The sequence below is a fragment of the Palleronia caenipelagi genome, assembly GCF_007004065.1.
In the GTDB taxonomy this organism is placed as follows: Bacteria; Pseudomonadota; Alphaproteobacteria; order Rhodobacterales; family Rhodobacteraceae; genus Palleronia; species Palleronia caenipelagi.
This window is the reverse complement of sequence record NZ_VFSV01000048.1, coordinates 1-19986: the sequence shown is the minus strand read 5'-3', so window position 1 is coordinate 19986 and position 19986 is coordinate 1. Positions and strand designations below refer to the sequence as shown.

Here is a 19986-nt window from a genome sequence, read left to right as displayed (position 1 = left end):
CCAGTGCCGGGGATGAGACTGGAGGCTTCCAACAAAAAATCCCGTTCCACGACCAGCTGCCCGATTTTGACGTGCAGCTTTCCGACCTCTGCCGCCGATATCGTCGGCTCCGCGGTCGCCTGGCCGGTGAAGGCCTGTGCCATGTTCTCAATCGCGGTCCGTTTCCAGCCGCTGATCATGGTAGGGTGGATGTCATACTTCTTGGCCAGCTCGGCCGTCGTCAGCTCCTCGCGGATGGCTTCCAAAGCCACCTTCGCCTTGAACTCTGCCGAATAGCGTTTCCGTTTCGTCATTTCTGTCCGTTCTTCCTCAGACACTACAGATTAGCACCCGGTCCGAAATCCCGCGACCACCTCTATGGACCGTGCGACGCGGCACGCCGAACCACGCGCAAAGCTTGGAGATCGGCACGACGTCACCGTCGGCGAGAAGGCCCTCATGAAACGTCCGGATCAATTGTCGTCCTCCGTTCGGCATTGGCCTCGAACCGGTGGCGCTCAATGCCTCACCATGAGGGCTTGCAGCTTTTTCTGGCGCGCAACTGCAGCATGGCCTCGCCGTAAGCTTTCTGGAGATCTTTGAGCTGCTTCTCGTATTGCTGGCGCACATCCAGTGCGTTGGCCTTCAGGGGTTTCTCCATCCCTTTCCTGGCATCCTCGACCCAGCCTTCGATCTCTGATGGTGCAAGATCGTAAGTCCGGCTCGTCTGGGCAACGGCGGTCTTGCCCTGAATGGCCTCTGCGACCAGCGCTGATTTGCGCTTCGCCGTTCAACGTCTCACGACCTCTGTCATCGTCTCACTCATTGCTATGTCCTTCCTTATAGCATGAGCAGGATTTCACTGGGTCGATACACGGTCGCACTCGGAAAGGTAGAGATCCCTCTGGACAGCCAGTCGCCTTGATTGGCCTTGATATGGTAGAACTCCACCTGGGTCATGGGGACTTCGACATTCACTGTTTGAGACAACATCCCCGTCGATTATAGATAAAGATTTCCGTTCCGGTAGGCGCTGTCGATGCCCCCGAACAAGGTCGTATCCGGCTCTGGCGTCGCGCCCACGACAACGAGCATGTCGTAGCCTTCCATCCCCGTGGTGTTGACGGTGACTGCAACGAGCAGAGACAGCGCGGGGCGTTCATAGGTGAATGTCCCGTCGGCATTACCGACATATTCTACGGTGAGATCATTCAGGAGATTGGTCACCGCGCTTCCGATATCGACCAAGGCCGCGTTGACGCGGATCGACGGTTTGTCCTTGAGTCGCGACGTCGCGCACGACAACAAATCAGCTGACAAGAGCCCCCAGAGCCCCCGGTCGAGAGTGAGTGATCCGCCACCGCAGGTTACGAATGTCGGGGCGGCACCCAGCGTGACCAAGGTAATACTGTCGATCTCCACATCGACCCCGTCGACAAGGAGCGTCGGTGACCCAAGAACGAAAATGGCGAGCAAATCTTCGTCCACCGTATTCGTTTAATCGACAACAATAGTCTTGCCCCCACCCAGATCAATATCCAGAATAGCTCCGGTTTGACTCTGTTATATTCTTCTGGGCATGTTGATGCTTTGAATACCAAGCACCTTACCCTTACGAATAGGTTCGCTGTCGGTTCCTGAATTTCAGCCAAAACCCTAGGGCGTTTGTTTTTCCAAAAAAACAGATAACTATTGTTTTGTATCTTCTATTTTCAGGTAGACCTTGAAACAGCTCCCGCAGATTACTGCAGCGCTCGCCAATCAAAGGAACCTATTCGATGGTATAGGATTCGCTGCGGGGCTCAAAGTTCAGCCAGATCCCATCAGCCGAACGCACGGTCAGATGGGCCTGCGGCATCGGAATCCGCCCGTCGACGGGTGCGACGCGCCAACTGGCGAGGATCGCGGCGAGCAGCACAACCCCTTCGGCCATGGCGAATCCCGCCCCGGTACACACTCTCGGCCCGGTGGAAAACGGCAGATAGGCGTCTCTCATCCGCGCCCGCCCGTTCTCCGTCTGCCAGCGATCGGGATCGAACGCATCCGGGTTGTCCCAAAGACGGGTCTGCCGATGCAGGTGCCAGGGCGAGATCACGATCTGATCGCCAATCCCTGAGGTGCGACCCCGCATATCCTCGGCCTGAGTGGTCTCGCGCACCAGCATCGGAACCGGGGGGTAGAGACGCAGGGATTCGCGAAAGACATCACGTGTGTGCGGCATCCGGGACAGCTTGCGAAAGTCCGGGTCCGCCATGAAGTCCCGCGCCTCCTTCGCAACTTTCTCCTGCACGTCAGGGTGTGTGGCCAACAGATAGAGCGTCCAGCCCAGCGCCGCCGCAGAGGTCTCGTGACCCGCCAGAAAGAAGATCGCCACCTGATCCACCATTTCGCCCGCCTCAAAGCGCTCGCCGGTCTCGGGGTCGCGGGCCAGCAGGATCTTGGTCGCCAGATCGTCCGGCGCTGTGCCCTCTGCGATAGCGGACTGCCGCTGCGAGACGAGCTCTTCGATCAGCGCCCGGATCCTGCGCGCCGAGCGTTTGGTGGCACGCCGGTGCAGGCGGGGCATCCAGCGGGGCAAAGGGATGAAGGCGGCGAGGTTCAGGATCGGCTGGGTCCGCTGATAGATGCGGAACTCCTCGAAGACTGCGCGGGCGATACGGTCTTCGATGGGGATCGAAAACAACGTGCGAAAGATCACGTCAGCCGTCACATGACTGGCTTCGGGCTCGATGTCATGGACGCCCTCCGTAATCCGATCCACCGCGTTCTGCGCCGCAGCCAGCATCGCTGGAAAAGTGTCCCTCAGCCGACCGCCCTCGAAGGCCGGATCGATAAGCCGCCGTTGCCGCAACCAGGTGTCCCCGTTGGTCAGGAACACAGACTGACCCAGAAGCGGCCGCAGCCCCTCGCCAATGCGGTCGGATTTTGGAAACTCCATGGGGCGCTCTTTGAGCACCCGACGGATCAGCGCCGTGTCATTCACCATGAAAGACCGGAAAAACGGAGTGCGAAACTCCGCCATCCAGGCCCGGTAGAGCCGCTCCGGCTGGGCCGACAGAATGTCCTCGCGAAACAGGCGCATATACCGCCAGAGAGAGACCTTATCGGGCCTGGCAGGGGGCTTTGGCGGCATCATGGCGCGATTGTCGTGTAGCCTGAAGCCGCGACGTCGATCCTCGATTTCGACGGCTTGCGAGCGGCAAAGCGGTGCGCCAGCGTCCTCGGCCCGGCGGTCACGGCAAAGTAGTCATAGGCGCCGGAACTGTCCGGCAGGTTATCGAAGGCACACAGATATTGGAAATGAAGCCGGAAGTACCGCCGCTTCAATCGCTTCCACGTCTCGGGAAGAAGGGTCTGGGTGAAGGCCGCCGACAGGATCAGCGGACCCCGCTGCCCGCTCTCTGGCCGGACACCGGAAACCGCCACCGGGTCGCAGAGCGCAAAGGCACAGCCATCCCCCGGCGCGGTCACATCAACCCAAGAAATCCGGTCGCTTTGGCACAGCAGGTGCAGATCGGCGCGCAGCCGCGACGCTTTGGGCAGGAAAGACACCATGGGAATGACCTGCCCCAGCGACAGGAACGACAGAACCGGACCGTCCTCTGGCACCCTGCCCTGCCGCAACAGATCGGCCAGAACCGACACCGCCAGATGCGCGCCGGACGAATGACCAACCACGAGCACCTCGTCCGCATCCCCGCTCAGCGCCTCGGCGACAGCGTCTGCAAACTCCGCCATCCGGACCTCCAGCGCGGGCGGGTTCTCTCCCAGCCAGCGCGCCGAAAAGGCATAATCATGCATCAGGTAATAGGCGTAGAAGCGCTTGTCCTGTTTGCGAAACCACCGAAAGACCGGGATCGTGGCCGCGAGTCCAAGACCCCAGGCGAGGAGCGTGACAGGCAGGCCCGAGAGCCCCGCAAGACCGGCGCCCCACGCCACGACCCCACCCGCAATCCGCGCCACGAGAAGGGCCAGTGCCAGTTGCAGGAGCAACATGCCCACCGGGTAGAGCGCCGCGATCACCGGGCCGATCCTTAGCCGCATGAGCCGGAACAGCGCGCCTGAGCCGATATAGATCGCCGCCGTTCGGATGAGCTGGCCATAGGTGGCGAGGATGCCCGCCTCCATGCTGTCCTTGACGATGTCGGACCAGACGAGGACCTCGACCTCAGCATGGGTCCGGGTGCCCTCCATCGTCGTCTCGGCGTTCCAGCCATAGCGTGCGCCGGGCCGTGCTGACACGGCGATCTCATAGCCCCTCAGGCGGGCCTGTTCCGCCGATTCTGTCCGGTAGAGTTCCCGATACCTGCGAGGGTGGAACGGGTCGTAGCCCGGGATGTAGAACACCCGGCGCCGCGCCACGGAACCTTGCGCTTGGATCATTCCTGCTCGCCCATTGTTCTGCCATGCACACCATAGGCGCGAATGACGGCAGGGGCAATTCTCAGCCGAGACGCGCCAGCCCCGGGAAGGTCTCAAGGAGCCAGTAGGAGAACGCTGAGAAAGCTCCGGTCACTAGCGCCAGCCCGACAATGACCAGCAATCCGCCCATGACCTTTTCGATCAGGCCCATATGCTTCTTGAGGCGCCCCATCACCCCGGTGGCGCGGTCGAGGAAGATCGCGGTCAGCAGGAATGGAATCCCGAGACCCGCCGCATAGACCCCCAGCAGAAATGTCCCGCGCGCGATGCTCTGCTCGTTGGCTGCGAGCGACAGGATCGCCCCGAGGGCGGGGCCGATGCAGGGCGTCCAGCCAAAGGCAAAGGCCAGTCCCAGCACATAGGCGCCGAGCGCCGTCCCCCCCTGATCCCCCGCATCAAGCCGCGCATCCCGGTTGAGGATCGGGATCCGCAAAATGCCGAGGAAATGTAACCCGAACACGATGACCACAACACCTGAAATCCGGGCGAAAAGCTCCTGATTTTGAAGAAAGAATGCCCCGAGCGCCGAGGCTGTGAAGCCAAGAAACAGGAACACCGTGGACAAGCCCATGACGAAAAACACGGCGGGCAGAATGACCCGGCGGCGCGGACCCGTATCGCCGAGGCTCACCCCGCTGATATAGGCAATATAGGGCGGCACGATCGGCAAAACGCAGGGGCTGAGGAAAGACAACAGACCCGCGGTCAGCGCAATGAGCATGGCGGGGATCAGCCCCGCATCGATGATATCGAATCCGAACATATGTTTCCTCTACCCGCTCTGTCCGGCGCCGTCACCGGGGGCCTGAGTCACATCCCCGTGGACAAGCTGAAACAGAGGCGCGATAGCTGGGGGCATGACCTATGACGATGATCTCGACGCGCTGGGGCTTCTCTGCCCCCTCCCGGTTCTCAAAGCCCGCAAGCGCTTGCACGCTCTGACAACCGGCCAGATCTTGCGCATGCAGGCGGACGATCCGGCGGCGGTGGTGGATGTGCCCCACTTTTGTGCCGAGGCGGGTCATGAGCTGGTCGGAACACAAGAGATCGGCGACTCCTGCCATTACTTCATCCGCAAGGGCTGATCCCGAACGAAAAACGCGGCCCCGAAGGACCGCGTTTGTCTCATGTCAGCCCCGCATGGCCCACCAGCCACGCCGCTTCGGTTTGGCTGGCGCTTCGGATTCAGCCGGAGTCTCTTGCGCAGGTTCTGCCGCCGGAGCGGGCTCGGCGGGCGCTTCTGGTTCAGGGACGGCTTCTGCGACAGGCTCAGGCGCGGCGACAGCCTCAACCACCCCTTCGACCTTTGGCTCAGGAGCCTCCTCGACCACAGGTGCGGACGCAGGCTCAGCCACGGGATCAGGAGCAGCACCGGCCTCAGCCTCGGCATCTGCGGTTTCGGACGCATCGCCTGCCTCAGCGGGGGCCTCGGTCGCGTTGTCATCGGTCCGCTTGCGGCTGCGGCTGCGGCTGCGAGACCGACGACGCTTGGGCTTTTCTTCGGTGCCGGCGTCGGACGCAGCGTCAGCTTCCGCCGGAGTTTCGTCTCCGGCAGCAGGCTCACTGTCGGAGCTGGCTTCATCATCCGAGGCGGCCTCTGCGTCGGACCCAGCCTCAGCACCCTGATCTTCCGGCGCATCCGAACGCTTCTTCCGACGCCGGCGACGACGCTTTTTCCGGGGCGTATCATCCGCCTCTTCGGAGGTCTCGACGGCCACAGCCTCTTCTTCGGCCTCGTCCGTTTCTTCTTCGACCTCGTCCTCTGGCTCCGGCGTCTGTTCCATGACGCTGGTGGAGGTGATCGCTGCCGTCTGCTCGACGACGCGGATGGTCTGCTGGCGCAGCTTCTCGATCTTGAAGTCGGGGCTGATGAGCGTCGGATCGGCCTCGATCCGGATCGCCATGCCGTAGCGCGCCTCGATCATCGCGATATGGTCGCGCTTGTGGTTGATCAGGTAATTGGCGATCGCCACCGGCGCGGTCACGCAGACCTCGCGGGTCTTCTGGCGGGTGCCCTCTTCCTCAAGCTGGCGCAAGATGGCCAGCGCAACGCTGTCATTGGAGCGCAGGAGCCCGGTGCCGTGGCAATGGGGGCACGGCTGGGTGGAAGCCTCAAGCATCCCGGGACGCAGCCGCTGGCGCGACATTTCCAACAGTCCAAAGGCCGAAATCTTGCCCACCTGAATGCGGGCGCGGTCGTTCTTCAGCTTGTCTTTGAAGTGCTTTTCGACGGCGGAGTTGTGCTTGCGCTCCTCCATGTCGATGAAGTCGATCACGATCAGACCGGCGAGGTCGCGCAGACGCAACTGGCGCGCCACCTCTTCGGCGGCCTCCAGGTTGGTCTTGTAGGCGGTCTCCTCGATGGAGCCTTCCTTGGTCGCCCGACCCGAGTTCACGTCGATGGCCACCAGCGCTTCGGTCACGCCGATCACGATGTAGCCACCGGAGGGAAGCTGCACCGTCGGATTGAACATGGCGCCCAGATAGCTCTCCACCTGATGCCGGGCAAAGAGCGGCAACTGGTCCTGATAATGGCGCACGTTCTTGGCGTGAGACGGCATGATCATCTTCATGAAGTCCTTGGCCGTGCGATAGCCCTCGGCGCCCTCGACCAGAACCTCGTCGATCTCGCGGTTATACAGGTCGCGGATCGAACGCTTGATGAGGTTGCCCTCTTCGTAGATCACGGCGGGCGCGATGGACTTCATCGTCAGCTCGCGGATCTGCTCCCACATGCGCTGAAGATATTCGTAATCGCGCTTGATCTCGGTCTTGGTCCGCTTGGCACCTGCCGTGCGGATGATCAGACCCGCGCCCTTGGGCACGTCAATCGAGGCGGCGATGTCCTTGAGCTTCTTGCGGTCGGTGATGTTGGTGATTTTGCGGCTGATCCCGCCACCCCGCGCCGTGTTGGGCATCAACACGCAGTAGCGACCGGCAAGGCTGAGATAGGTGGTCAGCGCCGCGCCTTTGTTGCCGCGCTCTTCCTTCACCACCTGCACGAGCAGGATCTGGCGGACCTTGATCACTTCCTGAATCTTGTAGCGCTTGGCCCGCGCCCTCTTGGGACGGCGCACTTCGTCGGTAACGTCATCATCGGCAACGGACTCGATGCTCGAATCCCGCTGTGCCGCCTCGTCGGCCGCAACATAGGGCTTGGGCTCGTCTTCGTAGATCTCGGCGACGGCGTCCAGCGGGTCGTCCCCGTCGGGATCAACGATATCCATTCCCGCGATGGGGGCCGGCGTGTCGGTCTCATCGGCTGCGGAGGCGTCCGCAGGCGCCTCTTCGACCGGCTCTGCCGTAACCACCGCATCGTCGCTGGGCGCAGCCTCAGCCTGCGCCCGGCTGCGTGAGCGCGACCGGCGCCGGGGCTTGGCAGTCTTGCGTCCCCCGTCTTCATCCTCCCGCGCGGCCTCGGCTTCACCTTCGGCCTGCTCCTCTTCGATCAGGGCCTGACGGTCAGCAACCGGGATCTGGTAGTAATCGGGGTGAATCTCCGAAAACGCGAGGAAACCGTGCCGGTTGCCGCCGTAATCGACGAATGCCGCCTGCAAGGACGGTTCGACACGGGTAACCTTTGCCAGATAGATATTTCCGGAAATCTGTCTTTTGTTGGCCGACTCAAAGTCGAATTCGTCAACCTTGTTGCCATCCACCACAACGACCCGCGTCTCTTCCGCATGGGTCGCGTCTATAAGCATTTTCTTTGACATAGTCTCTCATCCACACGGCCCTCTGGCGGCGGGAGTATCTCCCGAATCCGGCAAACAGGGTTCCGTGATGATCTTGGGCGAAGCTGCGAGACAAGACGGGACCCGGGACACTGTGGAGTGCCCTTCGTAGTCTCGTTGAAAACTGTCTTCCGCGCATCGCAATTTAACTCCGACGCGTCAATCCGCGCCATCGAACGGGACCCGACCGCAACGCGCGGCGCGGGTTTTGATCTGTCCGGCGATCCCTGGGGATGTCCTGCCAGCGAAATCTGCGGTGCGGTGCGTGGCTCAGGAGAGCCGCAACCGTCACCCTGCAATTACAGCATACGGTCGTTCGACAGGCAAAGACAACGGCTTTCTCAGTTTTCCAGATAATCCGCCCGGCTCAATCCGTACTTCGCCATTTTCTCGTTGAGGGTCCGCCGGGGCAGCCGCAGCTCGTCCATGACCGATGCAATGGAGCCCTTGTGGCGTCGCATGGTGTTGTCGATCAGCATCCGCTCGAACGCCTCGACATATTCCTTGAGCGGCTTGCCTTCGGTGGTTACGGCGGGTGTTCCCTCATCCTCGCCGGTCATCAGCAGGGATGAAATCGTGCCGGACCCGCGGTGGCTCTGCATCGCGGCGCGTTCGGCGACATTCATCAGCTGCCGCACATTTCCGGGCCATGGCGCCTGCACCAGCTGCGCCGCTTCCTGCGCCGACAGCTCCAGAGGCTCCGCGCCGTAATCATCCGCAGCCGTGTCCGCAAATTTCTTGAAAAGCGTCAAGATGTCCTCTCCCCGGGTCCGCAGGGGGGGCAATGTGATCTTGGCGGTCGCCAGACGGTAGTAGAGGTCCGGACGCAGCTTATCCTCAACGGACTTACCCGCCTCCGAGAGGTTCGAGATGGCGATCACACGGGTTTCCACCGGGACGCCCTGCTCGATCATCCAGGCCAACAAACGGCCCTGCACCCGTTCCGGCAGCTCCTCGATATGGTCGAGCACCAGAGTGCCCCCGCGCGCCTGCTCAGTCAGCGCCAATTCGGCCCCCTCCCCACCAAAAAGGCGCATCTCCAGTTGTTCGTCGTCATATCCCGCACAGGAGAACAGCACGAATTTCTGCTTGGCCCGCGCCCCGACCGCATGCAGCGCGTGCGCTGTCAGGGTCTTGCCCGTTCCCGTTTCCCCGTCGATCAAGACGTGGCCATCGGCCTGTCCGAGATCGATGATGTCCTCGCGCAACTGCTCCATCACAGGCGAACCGCCGATGAGCTTTTCCATGATGCCGGTTCCATCAGCGAGCTCCCGGCGAAGGGCCCGGCTGTCGAGGGTCGCCCGGCGCTGAGCCGACGCGCTCCGCGCCAGTTCTGTCAGCTTTTCGGGATCGAACGGCTTTTCGAGGAAATCAAAGGCCCCAAGCTGCATCGCCTCCACGGCCATCGGCACATCACCGTGGCCGGTGATCAGAATGACCGGCAGCGTCGAATCGGCGCTCATCAGACGTTTGAGGAACGCAACGCCGTCGGTACCCGGCATCCGGACATCGGAGATCACGATCCCCGGATAATCCGCCGAAATGGCCCCGAGCGCCTCATCGGCACTCGGATAGGTCTCCGTGTCGAACCCCGACAGGGCAAGCCACTGGCTGATCGACTGACGCATATCCGCCTCGTCGTCGATAATCGCAATCTTCATCGCTTTCGCCATGCTACTACTCCGCTGCCTCGGCACTGCGCCATAAGGGCAAATCCATCTCGAACACTGCGCCGCCCGACGATCCGTTCCGGCCCGTCAGGCGACCGCCCAATTGGTGGACGATATCCGAGGAAATCGCCAGCCCCAGTCCTGTCCCATGTCCGGGATCCTTGGTGGTGTAGAACGGCTCGAACAGCCGGTCCATCTCCTGAATGCCACTGCCATTGTCCCGCACCACCAGCGACGCCGTCCGTCCACTGGCCAAAAGAATCCGGACACGCGGGTCTTTCACGTCCTTCGTGGCGTCCAACGCGTTGCGGAGCAGATTCACGATCACTTGCTCGACCCGCAGACGGTCGGTGAGAACCATCACGGGACGGTCGGGCACGGTGCGCTCGATCAGGACATCCCGCTGCTTTAGCTGCGGCTCCATCAGAGCCAGCGCCGAAGATACGCAGTCGCGCAGGTCCAGCGGCTCGACCGCAGTCCCGCCTTTGCGGGCATAGCTCTTGAGCTGGCGGGTGATCGCGCCCATGCGCCCGATCAGATCGTCGATCCGGTGCAAAGACGCCAGCGCCTCCTCGCTCCGCCGACGCTGCACGAGCAGGCGGGCCCCGGCAAGATAGGTCTTCATCGCCGCCAGAGGCTGGTTCAGCTCATGGCTGACCGAAGCAGACATTTCACCCAGCACAGCCAGCTTCGATGTCTGTTGCACGGTTTGCTCAGCCACTTCGAGATTGCGCTCCGCCTTCTGGCGCTCGGCAATTTCGCGCTGCAACTCCGTGTTCAGACGACGCAGTTCCTCAGATTCACGTTCAAACAGGCTGATCCGGGACAGGGCCTTGCGGCTGACCAGAAACGACCCGAGCGCAAAGATCATGGCAAAGATCGTGGCCTCGATCGCCAGCACGCCGACCACCCGGTCCCGCACGCTGGAATAGGTGGTAAAGGATGTCATCCGCCACCCCTGAAAAGGGATCCGGGTGCTTTGCCGCAGCACCGCCTGCCCGCCGAGATAGGCGTCCGCCGGAACGACGGTCCAGTCGGTGGTGGCCTGAATGGCCCTCTGGATGGCCCCCGTGGCGGACCGGCGCTGCAACGCCTCCTCTTCGGTCAGGCCACGCCAGCGGCTCTCGGTGGACAGGATGATACGGCCTGTCGAATCGGTGACCATCACGGCATCTGAGAACCCCGCCCACGAGGTCTCGAACTGGCGCAGATCGACGCCCACGACGATCACGCCTTCGATGACACCGTTGATCTCGACGCGCCGCGAATAGGAGAATGTGAACATCCCCGATTCTGTCTGCGTTGTTGAGAACACCGTTTCCGGCGAACGGATGGCATTCACTGCAAAGGGCTCGCCCCCCCGCTGCGCGCCAAGCGTCTCCCGGTTTGTCGAAGCGACCACGCGACCCGAGCGGTCGAGCAGCGTCAGAGACGCCGCGCCGATTTCGTCGAGATAGGAGATCAGCCGCTGAGTCGACTGGCTGAAATCCCCCGACCCCAAAGCGCTGATCAGTGCGGGATCGCGGCTGAGCAGGAGCGGCACGACACTCGCCCGTTGCAAAGCCGAGATGAGATTGCCGGAATAAAGCGCCAGTCGCACTTCGGCCCGGCTTCGGGTGGCCTCGGTAAAGCGGGCGGTCAAGAAGCTGTAGCTGACCCAGAGCGTCGTCACCGCGACGATCACCAAAAGCATAAACGCAAATCGCACGATTCGCGATCTGCGCTTCTCCCGTCGGCGGATGATGTCGTCGATGGCGCTCATGGCGCGAGCCTACCCCTGCCGGGCGCCGGCAACAAGCTAGGCTGTTGTCAGAGCACCGGCCAGCCCGCTGAACATGGCCGCCCCGTCCGAGCCGCCCAGCGTTTTATCCGCCGCCCGTTCCGGGTGCGGCATCAGCCCGAGCACACGCCCGTTTTCACTCAAAATCCCGGCGATATCCCGGGCCGACCCATTGGGGTTCGCCGCATAGCGGAACGCCACGCGCCCGTCGCCTTCGAGCCGGTCGAGCGTTTCTGCATCGGCGCTGTAATTTCCATCGTGATGCGCGATCGGGAACGCCACCTGCTGCCCGGCCTGATATCCCGCCAGAAACGGACTGTCCCCCTGCCCGACCGTGAGGGTCTCATTGCGGCAGATATACTTGATCCCTGTGTTGCGCATCAGCGCACCCGGCAAGAGGCGCATCTCCGTCAGCACCTGAAAGCCGTTGCAGATGCCCAGCACGAACCCGCCCCGGACCGCGTGATCGGCGACCGCACGACAGATGGGGGACTGCGCCGCGATGGCGCCGCAGCGCAGGTAGTCCCCGTAGGAGAACCCCCCCGGCACGCCAACCAGATCGACGCCGTCGGGCAAGGTGGCGTCCTTGTGCCAGACCATGGTGGTGTCAAACCCCGCCGCGCGGAAAGCCGTCGCCAGATCGCGGTCGCAATTGGAGCCGGGGAAAACCAGAACTGCTGCTTTCATGCCGCTATCGCCTTTTCTTCGATGCCGGTCGTCACGCCCTGATGCCCGGGGGCCCGCCCCCGGGGATCGGAGCAGAACAGATCAGAGGATCTCGATCTGGTAATTTTCGATGACGGTATTGGCGAGCAGCTTGTCGCACATCTCGCGAATCCGATCCTCGGTCGTGCCATCGGCCAGATCCAGCTCGATCACTTTGCCCTGCCGGACCCCATCCACACCATCAAACCCCAGCGCGCCGAGGGCGTGGCGGATCGCCTCGCCCTGCGGATCGAGAACACCGGTCTTCAGCATCACGCTCACCCGAGCTTTCATCTGCTTGCCTCCGCGATTTCGTTGCGCAGCCGATACCCTGTCCCGCTCCGGGTCACAAGCACCGAGCCCGCTGGCAGGGCCAAAACAAAACCGGGGGCGCGTCCTCCCAAACGCGCCCCCGGCGAGACCCGACCGCAGCCAGGCCGTCAGACTGTCGCAGATTACGCTGCGGTGTCTTCGTCCTCGAGCGCCTCAACGGCGGCTTCGAGATCTTCCTTGGACACGTCTTTGTCGGTCACATCAGCTTTTTCGATGATGAAATCAACAACTTTGTCTTCGAAGATCGGCGCCTGCAACTGCTGACGCATCTGCGGGTTCTGCTGCACGAATTCAAAGAACTGACGCTCCTGACCCGGGTACTGACGCGCCTGTGCCATAACCGCCTGAGTCATTTCGGCATCGGTGACCTGCACCTCGTTCTTGCGACCCAGCTCGGCCAGCAAGAGGCCCAGACGCACACGACGTTCGGCGAGCTTCATGTGCTCGTCGGTGGCCTCGATCTTGTCGTGATCGTGGCCCTGATGATCGGGGTTTTCTTCGTGCCACAGGGTGTGGGCGATCTGGTCGGCCTCGGCCTGCACGAGGCTCGGCGGCAGATCAAAGGACACCTTGCCATCCAGCTCGTCGAGCAGCTTGCGCTTGAGAACCTGACGGGCAGCACCCGCGTATTCCGCGGCGAGACGCTCCTTGATCTGGCCCTTCAGCGCTTCCAGATCCTCGGCCCCGTAGTTCTTGGCCAGCTCGTCGTCGATCTCGGCAGCCTTGGGCGCTTTCACTTCCTTGACCGTGGTCTCGAACATAGCGTCCTTACCGGCCAGATGGGCGGCCTGATAGTCCTCGGGGAAGGAGACCTTCACCTCGACCTCTTCACCGGCGGTCTTGCCGGTCAGCTGCTCTTCGAAGCCCGGGATGAAGGAGCCAGAGCCCAGCACCAGCGGGTAATCCTCGGCAGCACCGCCCTCGAAGGCTTCGCCGTCGACCTTGCCGAGGAAGTCGATCACAACCTGATCGCCATCCTCGGAGGCACCGTCCTTGGCGTCGAAGCTTTTGGCGTTCTCGGCCAGAGAGTTCAGCGCATCCTCAACGGCGGCGTCATCCGGGGTCACAACCAGACGCTCCAGCGAAATGGAGCCCGCGTCGAAGTCCGGAATCTCGGGCAGCTTCTCATAAGACAGCTCGACCTCGACATCCTGGCCTTTTTCCCAGTTCTCGTTGGTCATCTTCACGTCGGGCTGCATCGCCGGACGGTCGCCGGTCTCCTCGAAGTGCTTGGAAATCGCGCCGTCGACGGATTCCTGCATCGCTTCGCCCAGCAGGCGGTCACCGAACTGCTTTTTCAGCAGCGCCATCGGCACCTTACCCTTGCGGAAGCCCTTCATCTCGATATCCGGCTGCGCCTCGGTCAGCTTTTCGTTGACCTTCTCGTCCAGTTCAGCGGCACTCAGGGTGATCTGGTAACCGCGCTTCAGCCCGTCATTGACGGTCTCGTTGACCTGCATTTCGACCTCTCGTCACTCTCGTCCGTGGAGCGGGTGGAGGATCTGACCCTCCGCGCCGGCGGCGCCAATCCAGACAGCTTCGTGTCATCACCCGTCAATCGGGCGGGGGTTCTCATTTTTCCAGCCGCAATGCAAGACGCGAAAGCGCAGGAACTGGAACCGCCTGCCCCGAAATGCCAGTCGAGCGTCCGCTTGGAGCCCCAATAACCTGTCATTCGTAGCCGAAACGCTCCATGTCTTCAGCATAATGGGCGACGATCCGGGCGCGGTCCTCGGGGCTGACCTCCACGGGCGCGACCCGGGAGGTCTGGTGACGCTTTGCAGGCGGGGCGATGGCAATGCCGGACTGTTCCGACAGTGCCTGCCAGACCGGTTCCAGCCCATCCTCCAGCCGAAACACCTGGGCATTCGGATAAGCAAAGTGAAACTGCGGCCGGAGGTGGTTGTCAAAGGCCCACGGAGTTTTCTGCACGGCGCGCAGGGCATAGGTGAGCCACGCGGAGAACTCTGCAGGCTCCCGCCCCAGCCCACGAACGCCAGTCGCCCGGCGGGAGGCAGGCAGGAGTCCCCGGCGAAAGCGGAACTCGCTCACCAGACGGTCCACAGGATGCCGCGTGATGACGAAACTGTAATTAAAGAATCCCGGAAGGACCAAGCGGTTCAGCGCAGCCGTATGGAGGTGTTGGGCCGAAACCCGCGTTGTACGCTCGGGCACCGAGTGAAACTTTGCGTCAAACAGAAATTCGGCCGCCTGCCTGCGCAGAGCAATTTCCACGGACGTCCCCGCAGCCTTGGGGATATGCACAAACAGAATGCGGCGGCCATTGGGGAAAATATATCCGGGCACGTCTGGGGCTCCGTCAATTCAGGGTCATCTTCAGCGTCGGCTTCCGCAATACGGCATCACCAGCCCGAGCGCATCAGGTTTTGCGCGATCCCTCAGCGAACGCCGATCTCGGCCAGCGCGATCCGCAGATCAGTGGGCAGGTCGTCATCGCTCGGGGCGTCGGGGGTCAGGTCGCGGGGGGCATCCTCGGGATTGAGGTAGCGCCAGCCCTGAAACGGACGGCGGGGCGCAGCTTCGGTGCGGATGAGTTCAGGATCCAGGAAGATGGCGCAGCGGCGGATGCCGTCGGACCCGATCATCTCTTCAAAGCGCTCCACCCGCTGCCGGGCCTGAATAAGCCCCTGCACGACCCAGTAGATTGACCCTCCGGCGAGGATCTCTTTGGTGCGTTTGGGGAACATCCGTGTGAGGTGGTAATATCGTCCGTCCTTCCGCTGACCCGAGCGGCTCTTTTGCCAGCTGGCAATCTGCTCGACACTCTCGGAGCCGACAGAGAGCTTGATCAGATGGACGGGTGTGGTCATGGCGGGCCTCAGAATTGTCCAGATGCGGGGATCGGCGGGCGATGTGACGCAGGATATAGGGGCTGACAGGGGACAGCGCCAGTAGCTTCCGCCTTGACCCGTTCCGGGGCCAGGCGTAGTTTCCGCTCTCTCCGACCATCAAGAGGGGCCTCAGGATGAGCCGTTTCGCCGCGCCGATCGCCGAACAGATCTGGGATATGAAATACCGCCTCAAAGAGGCTGACGGCACGCCCATTGACGACACGGTCGAGGCGACCTGGCGGCGGATCGCCCGGGCGATGGCGGCGGTGGAGACAGAACCCAACGTCTGGGCGCCGAAATTCTACGCGGCGCTGGAGGATTTCAAATTTCTGCCCGCGGGCCGGATCACCGCCGGAGCGGGCACGGGGCGCAGCGTGACCCTGTTCAACTGCTTTGTCATGGGTACAATCCCGGACACCATGTCCGGCATCTTCGAGCATCTGCGCGAAGCGGCGCTGACCATGCAGCAAGGGGGCGGGATCGGCTACGATTTTTCCACCATTCGCCCCAAAGGCGCGACCGTTTCGGGCGTGGCGGCGGATGCCTCGGGGCCGCTAAGCTTCATGGATGTCTGGGACGCCATGTGCCGCACAATCATGTCCGCCGGTGCACGACGGGGCGCGATGATGGGCACCATGCGTTGCGATCACCCGGATATCGAGGATTTTATCAGCGCCAAGGCAGACGCGGCCCGGCTGCGGAACTTCAACATGAGCGTGCTGGTCACCGACCCGTTCATGGAAGCGGTGAAGGCCGATCAGAGCTGGGAGCTGGTCTTTGACGGCAAGGTCTACCGGACGATTGAGGCGCGGGATCTGTGGAACAAGATCATGCGCGCGACCTATGATTATGCGGAGCCGGGCGTGATCTTCATCGACCGGATCAACCAGCAGAATAACCTGAGCTATTGTGAAGACATCGCGGCGACCAACCCCTGTGGCGAGCAACCTCTGCCGCCCTACGGGGCCTGTCTGCTCGGCTCGGTGAACCTTGCGCGGCTGGTGAAGGACCCGTTCGGGGATTCGGCAGCGCTGGACGTGGAGGCGCTCGACGAACTCGTGGCCGTGGCCGTGCGGATGATGGACAACGTGGTGGACGCGTCGCGATTCCCGCTGGAGGCACAGGCGCGCGAGGCTCAGGCCAAGCGGCGGATCGGCCTCGGGGTCACGGGTCTCGCCGATGCGCTCGCCCTCGTCGGGGTGCGCTATGGCTCCGAGGACGCGGCGCGTCTCACCGGAGACTGGATGCGCCGGATCGCCCGCGCCGCCTATCTGACGTCAGCGCGGCTTGCGGCGGAGAAAGGCCCCTTTCCGCTGTTCGACAAGAACGCCTATCTGGACTCGCCGACGATGCAGGCCATGGACGAGGACGTGCGCGCGGCCATCGCCGAGCACGGCATCCGCAACGCGCTGCTGACCTCCGTCGCGCCGACGGGCACCATCAGCCTTTATGCGGGCAATGTGTCGTCCGGGATCGAGCCAGTCTTTGCCCATAGCTACACCCGCAAAGTGCTACAAAAGGACGGTTCCCGGACCGAAGAAGAGGTGGTGGATTACGCCGTCGCACTCTGGCGCGAGATGTTTGGTGACGCACCTCTGCCGGATCATTTCGTCTCCGCCCAGACACTCGCACCGCTGGACCATGTGCGCATGCAGGCCGCAGCGCAGCAATGGGTCGACAGCTCGATTTCCAAAACGATCAACTGCCCGGAGGATATCGCCTTCGACGATTTCAAGGACGTGTACCTCACCGCCTACGAGACCGGGTGCAAGGGCTGCACGACCTACCGTCCCAACGATGTCACGGGCTCAGTCCTGAGCGTCTCCGAGAGTGCAGAAACCCCCGCCCCTCAGGACACGGGTTCAGGCGAGGTCATCTACATGTCCGAACCCTTGGACCGCCCGCACTCCCTGGAGGGCCGGACGTACAAGCTGAAATGGCCCGGCTCGGAACACGCCCTCTACATCACCGTCAATGACGTGATTCATGGCGGCCACCGGCGGCCCTTCGAGATCTTTGTGAACTCCAAAAATATGGAGCATTTCGCCTGGACCGTGGCGCTCACGCGGATGATCTCGGCCGTGTTCCGGCGCGGCGGAGATGTGAGCTTCGTCGTCGAAGAGCTCAAGGCCGTCTTCGATCCGCGTGGCGGGGCGTGGATGGAGGGCAAATACATCCCCTCCATTCTCGCGGCCATCGGCGGGGTGATCGAGCGGCATCTGGTGGAAACAGGGTTCATCGCCGCCGAGGGGCTGGGGCTGAAATCCGATCCCACCGCCGGGGTCATGCCTCTGGCCGGCAATCGGACCTGTCCCAGTTGCGGCAGCTTTGATCTGCAGATGATCGAGGGCTGCGCGACCTGCATGTCTTGCGGCCAGTCAAAATGCGGGTGACGGCAAAACTGCGGGTGCAGGGCAGCTCTGAACTGACCCATAGTTTGCCCATTTGGTGAGGTTTGGTGTCCACTGTCACCGTATAGTTTACCCCCGGCCCGATGTAAGGCGCTGTTGGTGTCAGTAGAAAAGCAACGGGCCTACCGACAAGGGTAGGCCCGATTTTTATTTATCTACATATTTCTAAATAGATGAATTTTCTAACGTCGGCACTTTTGGGACAGCTTTGGGGCTTTGAACAACGGAAGGTTTCTGGTTCATCGGAGCCTTTAGGGAGCTAAGATGAACAAGAAGCGGGGAACATCGAGAGACGCGGCTGACAAGGTGGTCAAAACCGTCCGCCGCAAGACCCGCCAGAGCTAAGAGTTGGTCGCGAGATTTCGGACCTGTTGGTAAGCTGTAGCGACTGCCGAAGGAACGACCACACATGACGAAGCGGAAACGCTATTCTGCGGAATTCAAGGCCAAGGTTGCGCTTGAAGCCCTCCTTGAAGAGTTGACAACGGTCGATCTGGCCAGGAAGTATGGTGTCCATCCGGCAATGTTCAGCGGATGGAAGAGAACGGCGATTGAGAACATGGCATCTGCATTTGGCGGAGGTGCATCGGCTGAGCCGGAGATTTCCGAGAAGGATGTCGAGAAGCTGCATCCCAAGATTGGCCAGTTGGTCGTGGAACGGGATTTTTTGTCGGAAGGTCCGTCCATGAGGCCGCCATTGGTCCGAGGTCCATGGCGGACAGTCTCATCCTCGGCACTGGAGGCAGAAAGCGTTGAAGCGGGACCATCCCGATCTCAGCGTCCGGCGGCAATGCAGTCTGCTGTCGCTGGCAAGATCCAGCCTCTACTATTACCTGCGCGGGGAAAGCGCCGAGAACTTGGCGTTCATGGAGATCATCGACAGGCAATTTCTGGACACACCGTGGTATGGCTCGCGGCAAATGGCCCGTCACATGCGGCGAGAAGGGCACAGATGCAGGCGGCACCGTGTGCGGCGGCTGATGCGCCTTGTACCGATCTATCAGGAGCCGAAGACCAGCAAGAAGCACCCGAAGCACAAGATTTACCCATATCTCCTGAAGGACCTGCCCATTACCCGGCCCAACCAGGTCTGGTGCGCTGACATCAGTTACATCCCGATGCGCCGGGGGTTTCTCTACCTCGCGGCCATCATGGACTGGCACAGCCGGAAGATCCTGAGCTGGCGGCTCTCGAACAGTTCGGCATGAGGCCGCCATAGGTCTGAGGACTATGCCGGACGGACGCGGGGTTCTGCGTCGAGGCATTGAAAGAAGCGCTGGCCAGATACGGTGCGCCTGAGATCTTCAATACCGACCAGGGTTCGCAATTCACGAGCACCGAGCTTCACCGACGTGCTGCGCGATGCGAAGGTGCAAATCTCAATGGATGGTCGGGGGCGCTGGATCGACAACCGGATGATCGAGCGGCTCTGGCGGTCCCTCAGATACGAATGCATTTACTTGAACACCTTCGAGACCGGTTCCGAAGCCCGGGACAAGATCGGCAGATGGATCCGCTACTACAACGAAAGACGCCCGCACTCATCACATGGGCTCCTGACGCCGGAAGAGGCACATGATAGACGAAACCCGGACCTGAAAGTTGCCGCCTGAAATGGAAACCAATGCTATAGCTTAGCATGGCGGCAAGCTGGTCGAAAATCCAAGACCACCTCTGTATATCGAGCGCTATGGCTTCACAGTTCGACCGGACCTGCTCGGTCAGATCTCCGAGGACGAACAGATCGGCACCGTGATCGCAGCAGGCGCCAGCGACACGCGCCGCTGCCACTAGGTGTTCAGTCCCGGCATTTGGTGGATCGGATTTAGGATGAATCGATCTGGCTCTGAAGTCCAGATCTTGCAGATGTATTCGTAAGGCGTCAGCCCGCTGAGGGTCTTGAGCCTGCGGGCGAAGTTGTAGGCTGCCATGAAGTCGGCAAGGTGTGTTCGCAACTGGTCGTGATTTTCGTAGTGGAAGCGTTTGACCGTCGCCTCCTTGATGGTGCGGTTCATTCGTTCGACCTGGCCATTGGTCCACGGATGGTTCGGCTTAGTGAGCCGATGTTCGATCCCATTTGCCTCACAGATCATGTCGAAC

General features: G+C 61.8%; 17 protein-coding genes and 1 pseudogene. 3 read left to right on the top strand and 15 right to left on the bottom strand.

Features of this window, described 5'->3' with window-relative positions; all coding sequences use genetic code 11:
- The 6 genes from FEV53_RS17065 to FEV53_RS17040 all read right to left on the bottom strand — a co-directional run.
- Positions 1–293 (bottom strand): transposase (locus FEV53_RS17065; RefSeq protein WP_142835976.1); only part of this gene is annotated, 293 nt, incomplete at its 3' end.
- 212 nt (positions 294–505) lie between these two features.
- Entirely contained in the window at positions 506–640 is a 135-nt protein-coding gene (locus tag FEV53_RS21935; protein WP_281283547.1) for a hypothetical protein, read from the bottom strand.
- Positions 641–981: 341 nt separating this feature from the next.
- Positions 982–1455 carry a hypothetical protein gene (locus FEV53_RS17055; RefSeq protein WP_142835975.1) on the bottom strand — a complete coding sequence of 158 codons (474 nt, stop codon included), beginning with the start codon at positions 1453–1455 and terminating at the stop codon, positions 982–984.
- A 295-nt stretch (positions 1456–1750) separates the two neighbouring features.
- Complete coding sequence (locus FEV53_RS17050; RefSeq protein WP_142835974.1) at positions 1751–3115, bottom strand: cytochrome P450; 1365 nt, start codon at positions 3113–3115, stop codon at positions 1751–1753.
- Positions 3112–4362: a hypothetical protein gene (locus FEV53_RS17045; protein WP_185962282.1), complete on the bottom strand. Its 1251-nt coding sequence runs from the start codon at positions 4360–4362 to the stop codon at positions 3112–3114. Before FEV53_RS17045 ends, FEV53_RS17050 begins: the two co-directional genes overlap by 4 nt.
- Before the next feature lie 61 nt (positions 4363–4423).
- Positions 4424–5164, bottom strand: coding sequence for a cytochrome c biogenesis CcdA family protein (locus tag FEV53_RS17040; protein WP_142835973.1), 741 nt, complete (start codon positions 5162–5164; stop codon positions 4424–4426).
- Between the two features lie 94 nt (positions 5165–5258).
- Here FEV53_RS17040 and FEV53_RS17035 point away from each other — a divergent pair, with 94 nt between their 5' ends.
- Positions 5259–5486: a sulfurtransferase TusA family protein gene (locus tag FEV53_RS17035; RefSeq protein WP_142835972.1), complete on the top strand. Its 228-nt coding sequence runs from the start codon at positions 5259–5261 to the stop codon at positions 5484–5486.
- A gap of 45 nt (positions 5487–5531) precedes the next feature.
- Here the strand turns inward: FEV53_RS17035 and FEV53_RS17030 are convergent, their stop codons facing one another.
- From FEV53_RS17030 to FEV53_RS16995, 8 genes are all read right to left on the bottom strand, one after another.
- The gene (locus FEV53_RS17030) at positions 5532–8117 is read right to left on the bottom strand and encodes an Rne/Rng family ribonuclease (RefSeq protein ID WP_142835971.1); all 2586 of its coding nucleotides are present in this window, start codon (positions 8115–8117) and stop codon (positions 5532–5534) included.
- Positions 8118–8476: 359 nt separating this feature from the next.
- A complete protein-coding gene (locus FEV53_RS17025; RefSeq protein WP_142835970.1) occupies positions 8477–9808 on the bottom strand; it encodes a sigma-54-dependent transcriptional regulator in 1332 nt (443 codons plus the stop codon).
- A gap of 4 nt (positions 9809–9812) precedes the next feature.
- Positions 9813–11567, bottom strand: coding sequence for an ATP-binding protein (locus FEV53_RS17020; protein WP_142835969.1), 1755 nt, complete (start codon positions 11565–11567; stop codon positions 9813–9815).
- 36 nt (positions 11568–11603) lie between these two features.
- Positions 11604–12272 carry a phosphoribosylformylglycinamidine synthase subunit PurQ gene (gene purQ / locus FEV53_RS17015; protein ID WP_142835968.1) on the bottom strand — a complete coding sequence of 223 codons (669 nt, stop codon included), beginning with the start codon at positions 12270–12272 and terminating at the stop codon, positions 11604–11606.
- Between the two features lie 81 nt (positions 12273–12353).
- The gene (gene purS, locus FEV53_RS17010; protein WP_142835967.1) at positions 12354–12584 is read right to left on the bottom strand and encodes a phosphoribosylformylglycinamidine synthase subunit PurS; all 231 of its coding nucleotides are present in this window, start codon (positions 12582–12584) and stop codon (positions 12354–12356) included.
- A 161-nt stretch (positions 12585–12745) separates the two neighbouring features.
- Complete coding sequence (tig, locus tag FEV53_RS17005) at positions 12746–14083, bottom strand: trigger factor (protein ID WP_142835966.1); 1338 nt, start codon at positions 14081–14083, stop codon at positions 12746–12748.
- A gap of 211 nt (positions 14084–14294) precedes the next feature.
- A complete protein-coding gene (locus tag FEV53_RS17000; RefSeq protein WP_185962281.1) occupies positions 14295–14930 on the bottom strand; it encodes a sulfotransferase family 2 domain-containing protein in 636 nt (211 codons plus the stop codon).
- A gap of 92 nt (positions 14931–15022) precedes the next feature.
- Positions 15023–15454: a DUF1489 family protein gene (locus FEV53_RS16995; RefSeq protein WP_142835964.1), complete on the bottom strand. Its 432-nt coding sequence runs from the start codon at positions 15452–15454 to the stop codon at positions 15023–15025.
- Between the two features lie 155 nt (positions 15455–15609).
- Here FEV53_RS16995 and FEV53_RS16990 point away from each other — a divergent pair, with 155 nt between their 5' ends.
- Together FEV53_RS16990 and FEV53_RS16985 are read left to right on the top strand one after the other, a co-directional pair.
- Positions 15610–17868, top strand: coding sequence for an adenosylcobalamin-dependent ribonucleoside-diphosphate reductase (locus FEV53_RS16990; protein ID WP_142835963.1), 2259 nt, complete (start codon positions 15610–15612; stop codon positions 17866–17868).
- A gap of 427 nt (positions 17869–18295) precedes the next feature.
- Positions 18296–19499, top strand: a pseudogene (locus tag FEV53_RS16985) (IS3 family transposase).
- Between the two features lie 177 nt (positions 19500–19676).
- On the opposite strand, the gene FEV53_RS16980 reads toward FEV53_RS16985, so the two are convergent.
- Positions 19677–19986, bottom strand: a 310-nt coding sequence (locus FEV53_RS16980; RefSeq protein WP_142835962.1) for an integrase core domain-containing protein, incomplete at its 5' end; no start/stop codon positions are given.